The sequence below is a fragment of the Glycomyces endophyticus genome (assembly GCF_039531525.1).
Taxonomy (GTDB): Bacteria; Actinomycetota; Actinomycetes; order Mycobacteriales; family Micromonosporaceae; genus Glycomyces; species Glycomyces endophyticus.
In genome coordinates, this window is sequence record NZ_BAAAQF010000005.1 from 1 (window position 1) to 11,091 (window position 11,091).

An 11,091-nucleotide genomic window follows, 5' to 3' on the forward strand; every position below is an offset into this window, starting at 1 on the left:
GGCGCGCCGGCTCCCTACCGCGGCGTCGGCGGCCGCGCGGGCGGCGGCGGCAAGGCGCGCGGCGGCGGTGCCGCAGGCGCGTTCGGCCGCGGCGGACCCCGCGGCAAGTCCCGCAAGTCGCGTCGTCAGCGGCGCCAGGAGTTCGACAACCTCGCAGCGCCGAGGATGCAGTCGGGCGCTCCGCGCGGCAACGGCGAGACCATCCGCCTGGCCCGCGGCGCGTCGCTCTCCGACTTCGCCGACAAGATCGGCACCCTGCCGGGCACGCTCGTCCAGGAGCTGTTCGGCCTGGGCGAGATGGTGACCGCCACGCAGTCGGTGTCCGAGGACACCTTCGAGCTGCTCGGCGCCCACCTCGACTGGGACATCAAGATCGTGTCCCCCGAGGAGGAGGACCGCGAGCTGCTGTCGCAGTTCGGCATCGACCTCGACGCCGAGGACAAGGACGACTTCGTCCCGCGTCCCCCGGTCGTCACGGTCATGGGCCACGTCGACCACGGTAAGACGAAGCTGCTGGACGCGATCCGGTCGTCGAACGTCGTCGCCGGCGAGGCGGGCGGCATCACCCAGCACATCGGCGCGTACCAGGTGCACGTCGAGCACGAGGGCGAAGACCGCGCGATCACCTTCATCGACACCCCGGGTCACGAGGCGTTCACCGCCATGCGAGCCCGAGGCGCGAACGTCACGGACATCGTGGTGCTCGTGGTCGCGGCCGACGACGGCGTCATGCCGCAGACGATCGAGGCCCTGAACCACGCGAGCGCCGCTGGCGCTCCGGTCGTGGTGGCGGTCAACAAGACCGACCTCCCCGACGCGAACCCGGGCAAGGTCCGCCAGCAGCTGACGGAGTACGGCCTGGTCGCCGAGGAGTACGGCGGGCAGACCATGTTCGTCGACGTGGCCGCCAAGCCGCGCATCGGCATCGCCGAGCTGCTCGAGGCGGTCCTGCTGACCGCCGACGCGTCGCTCGAACTGGAGGCGTCGGAGTCCGGCAACGCGCAGGGCATCGCGATCGAGGCGCACCTCGACAAGGGCCGCGGCCCCGTCGCGAGCGTCCTGGTCCAGAAGGGCACGCTGCGGGTCGGCGACTCGATCGTCGCCGGCGGGGCCCACGGCCGCGTCCGCGCGATGCACGACGCCGACGGCAACCGCGTCACCGAGGCGACCCCGTCGTTCCCGGTGCAGGTGCAGGGCCTCGCGTCCGTCCCGATGGCGGGGGACGTGTTCCTCGCCGCCGACGACGACCGCATGGTCCGCCAGATCGCCGAGCAGCGCCAGGCGCGCCGCCGCGCGGCCCAGCAGGCGTCCCGGGTCTCGCGCACCACGCTCGAGAACCTCATGGACAAGATCGCCGAAGGCGAGCGCACCACGCTCTCGCTCATCATCAAGGGCGACGGCGCCGGTTCGGTCGAGGCCCTCGAAGAGGCGCTGGTCGCGCTGGAGATCCCGGAGGAAGTGCACCTCCAGGTCATCCACCGCGGCGTCGGTCCGATCACGGAGTCCGACGTCAACCTCGCCGCGGCGGGCGACGGCGAGTCCGCGACGATCATCGCGTTCAACGTTCGTGCCGAGGGTCGCGTCCGCGACATGGCCGAGCGCGAAGGCGTGGACGTCCGGTACTACACCGTCATCTACCAGGCGATCGAGGAGATCGAGACCGCGCTCAAGGGCATGCTCAAGCCCGAGTTCGAAGAGGCGGCGCTCGGTTCGGCCGAGATCCGCGAGGTGTTCCGCTCCTCCAAGCTCGGCAACATCGCCGGTGCGCTGGTCACGAGCGGCTCCATCAAGCGCAACGCGAAGGTCCGCCTCATGCGCGACGGCGCGGTCGTCATCGAGACGACCATCTCGTCGCTGCGCCGGTTCAAGGACGACGCCAACGAGGTCCGCGAGGGCTTCGAGTGCGGTTTCACCTTGAAGAACTACAACAACATCGAAGAAGGCGACATCATCGAGGCCTTCGAGATGCGCGAGAAGCCGCGCTCGTAAGTGCGGCTGCTCCAGACCGATGCCGCGGCGCGGCTCGGCGAGGCCCTTCGGGGCTTCCGCCGGGCCGCGCTGTCGGCCGTCTCCGGCCCTGAGCCGCTGGCGGCGGCCGACCGCGGCGACTACCGGGCCCTCCTCGCCGCGTGCGGGGACGACCCCCTTGGGGTGCTCACCCGCCTGTTCACGGCTGGTGTGCCGGTGCCCGCCGCGCTCGCGGCGGACGCCCTGGCGCCCTTCACGCTCGACGAGGCGCTCGAATGCGGCCTCCTCACCGGCGCCGGCACTGTCGCCGCCGGCTGGGGCGCCCAGTTCGAGGGCGACCTGCTGCTCCTGTCGGACCAGCTGCCGAACACCACCGGCGGACGCTCCCGCGAGCACGTGCTCGGCGTCGGCGGCGCCTCCCGGCTCCTCCTCGACCTCACGCTCCGCGACCCCGTCGCGAGCGCACTCGACCTCGGCACCGGCTGCGGCGTCCAGGCCCTCGCCCTGGCCGGCCACGCCGCGGCGGTCACCGCCACCGACCTGAGCGAGCGCGCCGTCGCCTTCGCGGCCCTGAACGCGGTCGTGAACGGCGCGGAGCTCGAACTCCTGCAGGGCGACCTGCTCGCGCCCGTCGCCGGGCGCCGCTTCGACCTCGTGGTCGCCAACCCGCCGTTCGTGATCGGCACGCCCGGCTCGGGCTGGACCTACCGCGACGCGGGCCGCGAGGCCGACGGCGTGGCCGCCGAGCTCGCCGCCGCGTCCACCGGCCTGCTCAACCCCGGCGGCACCATGCAGTTCCTCGCGAACTGGCTGCACCGCAAGGGGGAGGACTGGTCCGAGCGCGTCGCCGGCTGGTTCCCCGACGAGGGCCTGCGGGTGTGGGCCGTCGAACGGGAGGCGCTCGACCCGCTCGACTACGTGCGCACCTGGCAGCGCGACTCCGGCGAGTCCCACGACGCCGAGCAGGCCGCCGCCTGGCTCGACTGGTTCGCGGCCAACGAGGTCGAGGCCGTCGGCTTCGGCTTCGTCACCGCGCGCCGCACCGACGGCCCGACCGCGGTCGTCTGCGAGGAGGCCCGCCACGCGGTGGAGACCCCGTGGCGCGACCGCGTCGCCGACCGGTTCGCCCTGCGCGACAGCGCGATCGAACCCGAGGCGCTGTGGACCACGCGGCTGCGCGTCGCGGACGGCACGGTGCTCCAGCAGACCGCCGCGCTCGGCGACGAAGGCTGGGACGTCGACCGGCAGTGGCTCCAGCAGGGGAACGGCATGCGGTACGCCGAGGAGGCCGACCCGCTCGTGGTGCAGCTCCTCGGCGCGTGCGACGGCGAGACGGAGCTCCGGCTCCAGGTGCAGCTCCTCGCCGACACGTACGGGGCGGAGCCGGCGATGCTGTACGCCCAGCTCTACCCCGTCGTGCGCCGCCTCGTCGAGCGCGGCTTCCTCGTCCTGTAGCCCCTAGGAGCGCAGGTACGCGAGGACGGCCTTGACCCGCCGGTGGTGGTCGCCGTCCTCGCTGCTGAGCGCCAGCTTCGTGAAGATGTTCCTGATGTGCTTCTCGACGGCGCCGTCGGAGATGAAGAGCTTCTTGCCGATCGCCTTGTTCGAGTGGCCCTCGGCCATGAGGCCCAGGACCTCCTTCTCGCGGGGAGTCAGCGTCGCGACGGGGTCGTTCTTGCGGCGTCGGACCATGAGCTGCGAGACCACCTCCGGGTCGAACACGGTGCCGCCGGCGGCGACCCGCCTCAGGGAGTCCATGAAGTCCTCGATGTCGATGACCCGCTCCTTGAGCAGGTACCCGACCGCGCCCCTCGCGTCCGCCAGCAGGTCGTCCGCGTAGGACACCTCCACGTACTGGCTCAGGATGAGGATCGGCGCGCCCGGGACGAGCTCCCGGGCTCGGGTGGCGGCCCGCAGGCCCTCGTCGGTGAACGAGGGCGGCATGCGGACGTCCACGACCGAGACGTCGGGCTTGTGCTCGGCGACGGCCTCGACGAGGGCGTCGCCGTCGCCGACCTCGGCGACGACCTCGCACTCGAACTCCTCCAGGAGCCTCACGAGCCCGGAACGGATGAGCACGGCGTCATCGGCGACGACTACACGCACGGAACCTCCACGACGATCACGGTCGGACCGCCGTCGGGGGAGTCGATGGTCCACTGGCCCTCGACGGCCTTGACCCGGTCGGTGAGGCCCGAGAGCCCGTGCCCCTTCGAGACGTGCGCGCCCCCGACCCCGTTGTCGCCGACCGAGAGCACCAGCCTATCGCCCCAGTCCTCGACCGACACGGTCGCTTTGCTCGCGCGGGAGTGCTTGGCCACGTTCGTGAGGCACTCGGCGGTGACGAAGTACACGGTGCTCTCCACCGACGCCTTGTACCGGCCGTTCAGGTCCGTCTCCAGCTCCACCGGCACGAGCGAGCGCGCCGTCAGGGCCGCGAGCGCCGCCTCCAGGCCGCGGTCGGTGAGGATCGGCGGCGCGATGCCCCGCGAGAGCGCCCGCAGCTCGTCGATGGTCTCCCGCGTCTGCGCGATCGCGGCCTCCAGGGTCTCCTGCGCCGCTTCGGGGTTGGTCGCGAGCTGGCGCTTGACGCGCGCGAGCTCCATGCCCAGGCCCACCAGCCGCTGCTGCGGCCCGTCGTGGATGTCGCGCTCGATGCGGCGCAGCGCGTCCGCCTCCGCGGAGGTCGCGGCCGCCCGCGACTCCTCCAGCTGGTCGATCCGCTCGTGCAGGCCCGAGATCGAGGTGAGCATCCCCTTGCCGATGAGCGCCTGCGCCATCGCCATGCCCCGGATGACCGGGACGATCGTCAGCAGCATGACCGCGCCGCCGATGAGCGTCAGCGCCGACATCGCCAGGTACGAGTCGCCCCAGCCGAGCCAGCGGGCCGCGATCTCCAGGCCCTGCTCCGACTCGCCTGTGGCGGCGATGACGATCCAGCCCCACAGCGGCCACGTGACCGTCGCGATCGTCGCCGCCCACCACGCCACAGCGATCGCGAAGCCCGCGATCGACACCGGCAGCACCGCGACCGCCCACAGGACGTTCAGCCACGACTGGCCGTCGGTGAGCGCGGTCAGGAAGCGCCGCAGCGCGGAGGCGTCCTCGGGGGCGCGCTTGTAGCGCGGCCGCGGGAGCTCCCGGCCCAGCACCGCGGGGAGCATCGAGCGGCCGGCCGCGGCCATGCCGCGCATCGCGAACATCGTGGCGGCGGCGACGGGCACGCCGATCCAGATGACGGCCGTGCCGACGCCGAGGACGGTCCCGACGACGCCGATGATGAAGGAGGGCAGGGCGATGAAGAACATCGACAGCAGGTAGCCCGTGTCGATCCCCAGTTGCCGGAGGCTTGTACGCATGGGTCAACAGTAGAAAAGCGGGCCGCCCGGTACGACCCGGCGGTCCCGCTTGTTCAAGGTAGGGCAGGCCCTACCCTCCCGGCCCGGTCAGAGCATCCCGGCGCCGTTCGCGCTCGGCCGCGTCGCGATGCCCGCGACGGAGTTGAGCAGGCTCATGATGCACAGCCCGATGACGAGGTTGATCGCCGCGGTCGCGATCTGCGACTCGATCTCCGCCGACACCGTGAACGGGATGAGCACGCCCACCGCGATCACCAGCAGCATGATCCAGTTGAAGAACGCCATCGGCCGCGGCATGAGCAGCAGCAGCATGTGCACCGCGCCCGTCGCCAGGATCGCGATCGCGAACGCGCCGAACGCGTACGTGGTGGTCGTCGCGTCGCCGTACGCTCCCGCGTCCGACGGCGACAGGATGTGCACGCCGAGCACCCCGCGCACCAGCAGGATGCCCACGAGCGCGACGAGGGCCGCGACCACGGCCGTGCCGAACCCGCCCGCCCACAGCTTCCCGGCGTTGACCGCCGGCCGGTCGTCGGGCTGCGGGGCGGCAGGAGGGTACGCCTGCGTGGGCTGCTCCTGGTAGTTCCGGTCCCAACCGCTCTGGGGTGACGCCATCGCTCCTCCTCGGTCCGTTTCCGGCCTCATACTGGCAGGTACCCGTGACGGAGGTCGCGAAACCGGCGATTTCCGGCGCACCCGGGACGGCGGGCGCCGCGGCCCCGAAAAGGCATTGGGGATGTCGGAGGCGGCGCGTAACCTAGAGCGGTGTTCACCGGATGTGTTGAATTCGACCTCCTCCTGCCCCAGGACTCCCGCTCGCTGAAGGCCAAGCGCTCCTACGTGCGCCCGATCGTCGCCTCGCTGCGGAAGTACGAGGTCGCGGTCGCGGAGGTCGGCGACCAGGAGGTCCACGGGCGCACTACTATCGGCGTCGCCGCCGTCGCGGGCGACCACCGGCACGTCGCGGAGCTCCTCGACGCCTGCGAGCACCACGTCGCGGGCCGTCCCGAAGTGGAGCTCCTCAGCGCCCGCCGGCGCGTCTTCGGCCCCGAGGACGAGTGAGCGGCGCATAGCGAGTAACCGCCCCCGAGGACGGGGCGCGGTCGACCAAGGCGCACCCGACCGGAGGTGCGCGTGAAAGCAGAAGGCAGGAGAGCGATGGCAGACGCGTCGAAGCAGGCCCAGGTGTCCAAGCGGGTCATGGAGCTGACCGCCCAGGCGGTCCGCAAACTCAAGGACCCCCGGGTCGGCATGGTCACCATCACCGATGCGCGCATCACCTCGGACCTGCGCGAGGCCACGGTCTTCTACACCGTCCTCGGCGACGAGGACCAGGTCAAGGCCTCCGCGGCGGGCCTGGAGCGCGCCACCGGGCACCTGCGCACCACCGTCGGGCGGGCCCTGGGGATGCGCCACACGCCGTCCCTCCAGTTCATCGCCGACACCGTCCCCGACCAGGCCAACCGGATCGAGGAGCTCCTCGCCAAGGCCGCCGCGGCCGACGCGGAGGTCCACAAGATCGCGGAGGGCGCCGCCTACGCCGGCGACGCCAACCCGTACATCGAGAAGGACGACCCCGAGGACGAGGCCGCCGAAACGCCCGAGCGGTGAGCCCGGCCGCCCCAGCAGAACCGGCCTCGGCCCCTCCGAAGCCGGCCTCCTACCGGAAGATCGCCTCCCTGGCGCTCCCGGCGCTCGTCGTGCTCGCCGCGGAGCCGATCTACCTCCTCATCGACACCGCCGTCGTCGGCCACCTCGGCGCCGTGCCGCTCGCCGGGCTCGCGCTCGGCGGCGTCATCATGGGCCTCGCGCCGCTCGTCGGCGCGGTCCTCGCCTACGGCACCACCGCCCGCGCCTCGCGCCGCTACGGCGCGGGCGACCGGGCCGGCGCGGTCGCCGAAGGCGTCCAGGGCACCTGGCTCGCGCTGGCCGCGGGCCTGCTCATGATCGCGCTGATCGAGGTCTTCGCGGGCCCGCTCGCGGGCCTGATGGGCGACGACCCGGCCGTGGAGGCCGCCGCGGCCGAGTGGCTGCGCGTGGCGATCCTCGGCGCCCCGTTCCTGCTCGTCGCCGGCGCCGGCCAGGGCTGGATGCGGGCCGTTCAGGACACCCGGCGGCCCATGTGGTTCGTGTCGGTGTCGTTCCTGCTCTCCGCGGTCCTGGCGCCGGTCCTCGTCTACCCGGTCGGGCTCGGCCTGGTCGGCTCGGCGTGGGCGAACGCCGTCGCGCAGGCGATCTCCGGCACGCTGTTCCTCCTCGCGCTGCGTCGCGAGCGGGTGGGCCTGCGCGTGGACTGGCCGCTCATGTCGAAGCAGCTGGTCGCCAACGGCGACCTGATCGTGCGCGGCATCGCCTTCCAGGTGAGCTCGTTCTCGGCCGCCGCCGTGGCCGCCCGCGTCGGCACCGCCGCGCTCGGCGCGCACCAGATCGGCATGCAGCTGTGGTTCTTCGCGGCGCTCGCCCTCGACGCGGTCGCGATCGCCGCCCAGGCGCTCATCGGCGCCGACCTCGGCGCGGGCCGCACCGAGACCGCGAAGGCCTCCGCGAAGCGCATCACGGTCGTCGGCGTCGGCTACGGGCTGGTGTTCCTCGTCGGGATCTTCGCGCTCCTGCCGGTCCTGCCGGGCCTGTTCACCTCCGACGCGGCCGTCCACGACCAGCTCGGGGCCATCTGGCCGTGGCTGGTGCTCCTGCTGCCGGTCGCGGGCGTCGTGTTCGCGCTCGACGGCGTCCTCATCGGCGCGGGCGACCTGAAGTTCATGCGGAACATGACCGTCGTGTCGATCGCGAGCGGCCTGCCGTTCACGTGGCTGACGCTCGTCTTCGGCTGGGGCCTGACCGGGATCTGGGGCGGCATCGCCGTGTTCATGCTCGTGCGCCTCGGACTCATCCTGTGGCGCTTGCGATCCGGTGACTGGGTCGTCACCGGGGCGGAGCGGGGCTGACGAAAATCGTCTCACGATGTGAATTCGACGTAGTGAGGCACCTGAACCTCCGTTAAGGTTTCCAGGATGAAGACTGATTCGTCACCTCGCCGCAAGCGCCGCGTCCGTCCCAATAATTGGGATGAGGAGAAGGCGGAGGCGCTGCGCGCCCTCCAGGAGTCCCTCGACCGCCACCAGTAGCGCCCTCGCGCCGGCCGCCGGTTAGCCTTGCTGACCGTGACCGCTGCGCAGAACGGCCCCCAGCCGGGCCTCATCGTCGTCGACAAGCCCCAGGGCATCACCTCCCACGGAGTCGTGTCCCGCATGCGCCGCATCTGCGGCACGCGGAAGGTGGGCCACGGCGGCACCCTCGACCCGATGGCCACGGGCGTGCTGATCGTCGCGATCGGCAAGGCCACCAAGCTGCTCACGTACGTGTCGGGCCTCGACAAGTCCTATGCCGCGACGATCCGCCTCGGCGAGTCCACCGTGACCGACGACGCCGAGGGCGACACGACCGCGACCGCCGACGCCTCCGCGGTCCCCGAAGCCGCGATCCGCGCCGGGCTGTCGGCCATGACCGGCGAGATCGACCAGGTCCCGAGCGCTGTCAGCGCCGTCAAGGTCGACGGGCAGCGCGCCTACAAGCTGGTGCGCGACGGCGAAGCCGTCGAACTCAAGTCCCGCCGCGTCACCATCGCCTCCATCGAAGTGCTCGCGATCCGCCGCGAAGGCGCCTTCACCGATGTGGACGTGGACGTCTCATGCTCCTCGGGCACCTACATCCGCGCCATCGCCCGCGACCTCGGCACCGCCCTCGGGGTCGGCGGCCACCTGACCGCGCTGCGCCGCACCAGGATCGGCGGCTTCGGCCTCGACACCGCCGCCACCCTGGAGGCCCTGGCCGAGCGCTCGGAAGCGGGCGAACCGCTTGGCGCCCTCACCATGGGCGAAGCCGCGGCCCGCCTCATGCCGACCCGCACCGCCACCTGGGATGAGGCCAAGTCCCTCTCCTACGGCAAGCCCCTTATGGCCGTGGGCATCGAAGGCCGATACGCCGTCCTCGACAAAGCGGGCGGACTTCTCGCGGTCATGATCGAGTCAGGGGACACCGCCAAGCCCGAGACGGTGTTCGCGGCAGCGAACTAGCGAACAGGCCGCTAGCGCGGGGCCAGCACCTCGCTTCTGAAGGCGATCGGCGTCATGCCCGTGCGCTGGGCGAAGAACTTGTTGAAGTTCGTGGCGCTGGAGAACCCGAGGCGCTCGCCGATCCGCGCGGCCGGGGTCGAGGAGCACGCGAGCATCCGCTTGGCCTCCAGCACCACCCTGCGGTCGATGAACTCCTTGGCGGGCATGCCGACCGCGGCGATCGTGGCCCGGGACAGCGTCCTGGGGGAGCAGGCGAGGGCCTCGGCGTAGTCGCTCAGGGTCCGGGTGTTCGCGAAGTCGCGTTCGACCGCGTCGCGGAACGACAGGTACGCCTCGCCGTGCTCGCTCCCGGCGGCGACCGTCGGCAGGCTCGCGATCCGCAGCACGAGGACCGCGAGGAGGTGCCGCAGCACCTGCCGCCGCGTGTCCGGCGCGAGGCGGTCGGCCGAGTGCTCCCACTGGAGCTGCGTCATCGCCGCGCGCAGCAGCGCGTGGTCCTCGGCGGTCGGGGCGCGCAGCACCGGCGCGTGCGGGTCGTCCGCGCACACCCCGATCGCGGTGTCCGGGTCGAGGAACCCGCTCGCGAACCGCACGACCACGCCCTCGGCGCGGTCCAGGTCGCCCCACTGCTGCACCTGGCCGGGTCGCGCCCAGAGCCACTGGCCCGGGACGAGCGCGTGCTCGCGGAAGTCCACGGCGTGCCGCAGCGCGCCCGAGGTGAGCGTGACGAGGCAGTGCCGGTCGGGCCGGAACGGCCGGGCGAGCCCGGCGGCGCTCGCGCGCAGCCTTGCGAGCGTGAGGATCTCGAACGACGGGGCCGGTGCGCCGAACGGCTCGGCGAGGCACTCCGCGGCGCCCTGGAACAGGCGGCCTGTTATGTCATCTTGTCGCGTATTCACCAGCATCAAGTGGTACTTTATCCGTTTTCTCGGTCGATCGCGGCGAGTCCCGGCCATCGGGCGCGGCCCCCTGGGGACTAGTTCAAATTTGAAGTAGGCTGGCGCCATGACCGAAACCAAAACCGTCGACTTCTGGTTCGATCCCGCGTGCCCCTGGGCGTGGATGACCTCCCGCTGGATCATCGAAGCCGCGCAATACCGCGACCTGGACGTGCGCTGGAACGTCATGAGCCTCTTCGTCCTCAACGAGCCCAAGCTCGACGAGCTGCCCGAGCGCTACCGCGAGATGCTGCCGCGCACGCTCCCGGCCGTCCGCGTGGCGACCGCCGTCGCCGAGCAGTACGACAACGCGACCCTCGGCCGCCTCTACACCGCGCTCGGGAACCGCATCCACCTGCGCGGCATCAAGGACGCCGACACGTACCTCCCCTCGGCCCTCGAAGCGGTCGGCCTCCCGGTCGACCTCGCCAAGGCCGGCGCGACCGACGAGTGGGACGAGGCCCTGCGCGCCTCGCACCAGCGCGGCATCGGCCTGGTGGGCACCGACGTCGGGACCCCCGTCGTCGCCGTCGAGAACGACGAGGGCGTCAAGGTCGGCCTCTTCGGCCCGGTCGTGACCCCGGCTCCGCGCGGCGAGGCCGCCGCGAAGCTGTGGGACGGCGTCTACGCCGTGACCACGACGCCGGGCTTCTACGAGCTCAAGCGCTCGCGCACCGACGGCCCGAACTTCGACAACCTCGTCGACGACCTCTAGGGCGCACCGGAAGGCCCGCAACGCGATCGCGTTGCGGG

At 72.0% G+C, this 11,091-nt stretch carries 11 protein-coding genes; 7 read left to right on the plus strand and 4 right to left on the minus strand.

Annotation, left to right across the window (positions count from 1 at the left end; all coding sequences use genetic code 11):
- Window positions 1-1,989: translation initiation factor IF-2 (gene infB, locus ABD419_RS06635; RefSeq protein WP_344483487.1), on the plus strand; the 1,989-nt coding region annotated here is incomplete at its 5' end.
- Window positions 1,990-3,423: a DUF7782 domain-containing protein gene (locus ABD419_RS06640; RefSeq protein ID WP_344483492.1), complete on the plus strand. Its 1,434-nt coding sequence runs from the start codon at window positions 1,990-1,992 to the stop codon at window positions 3,421-3,423.
- Window positions 3,424-3,426: 3 nt separating this feature from the next.
- Here ABD419_RS06640 and ABD419_RS06645 read toward each other — a convergent pair whose 3' ends face one another.
- The 3 genes from ABD419_RS06645 to ABD419_RS06655 form a co-directional block, all read right to left on the minus strand.
- Complete coding sequence (locus ABD419_RS06645) at window positions 3,427-4,074, minus strand: response regulator (protein ID WP_344483495.1); 648 nt, start codon at window positions 4,072-4,074, stop codon at window positions 3,427-3,429.
- On the minus strand, window positions 4,065-5,327 hold the full coding sequence (locus ABD419_RS06650; RefSeq protein WP_344483498.1) for a sensor histidine kinase: 1,263 nt from the start codon (window positions 5,325-5,327) through the stop codon (window positions 4,065-4,067). The genes ABD419_RS06645 and ABD419_RS06650 overlap by 10 nt, the downstream gene beginning before the upstream one ends.
- 87 nt (window positions 5,328-5,414) lie before the next feature.
- Window positions 5,415-5,942, minus strand: a complete 528-nt coding sequence (locus ABD419_RS06655; RefSeq protein ID WP_344483501.1) for a DUF6069 family protein — start codon at window positions 5,940-5,942, stop codon at window positions 5,415-5,417.
- A gap of 150 nt (window positions 5,943-6,092) precedes the next feature.
- On the opposite strand from ABD419_RS06655, the gene ABD419_RS06660 reads away from it, so the two are divergent.
- From ABD419_RS06660 to truB, 4 genes are all read left to right on the plus strand, one after another.
- Window positions 6,093-6,389, plus strand: a complete 297-nt coding sequence (locus ABD419_RS06660) for a DUF503 domain-containing protein (RefSeq protein ID WP_335985764.1) — start codon at window positions 6,093-6,095, stop codon at window positions 6,387-6,389.
- Between the two features lie 96 nt (window positions 6,390-6,485).
- A complete protein-coding gene (gene rbfA, locus ABD419_RS06665; RefSeq protein WP_344483506.1) occupies window positions 6,486-6,938 on the plus strand; it encodes a 30S ribosome-binding factor RbfA in 453 nt (150 codons plus the stop codon).
- A complete protein-coding gene (locus ABD419_RS06670; RefSeq protein ID WP_344483509.1) occupies window positions 6,935-8,272 on the plus strand; it encodes an MATE family efflux transporter in 1,338 nt (445 codons plus the stop codon). Before rbfA ends, ABD419_RS06670 begins: the two co-directional genes overlap by 4 nt.
- Window positions 8,273-8,488: 216 nt before the next feature.
- On the plus strand, window positions 8,489-9,400 hold the full coding sequence (truB, locus tag ABD419_RS06675) for a tRNA pseudouridine(55) synthase TruB (protein WP_344483512.1): 912 nt from the start codon (window positions 8,489-8,491) through the stop codon (window positions 9,398-9,400).
- An 11-nt stretch (window positions 9,401-9,411) separates the two neighbouring features.
- Here truB and ABD419_RS06680 read toward each other — a convergent pair whose 3' ends face one another.
- The gene (locus tag ABD419_RS06680) at window positions 9,412-10,305 is read right to left on the minus strand and encodes a helix-turn-helix domain-containing protein (protein ID WP_425555955.1); all 894 of its coding nucleotides are present in this window, start codon (window positions 10,303-10,305) and stop codon (window positions 9,412-9,414) included.
- Window positions 10,306-10,405: 100 nt separating this feature from the next.
- Between ABD419_RS06680 and ABD419_RS06685 the strand changes: the two genes are divergently transcribed.
- Entirely contained in the window at window positions 10,406-11,053 is a 648-nt protein-coding gene (locus ABD419_RS06685; protein WP_344483518.1) for a mycothiol-dependent nitroreductase Rv2466c family protein, read from the plus strand.
- The last annotated feature ends 38 nt before the right edge of the window (window positions 11,054-11,091 follow it).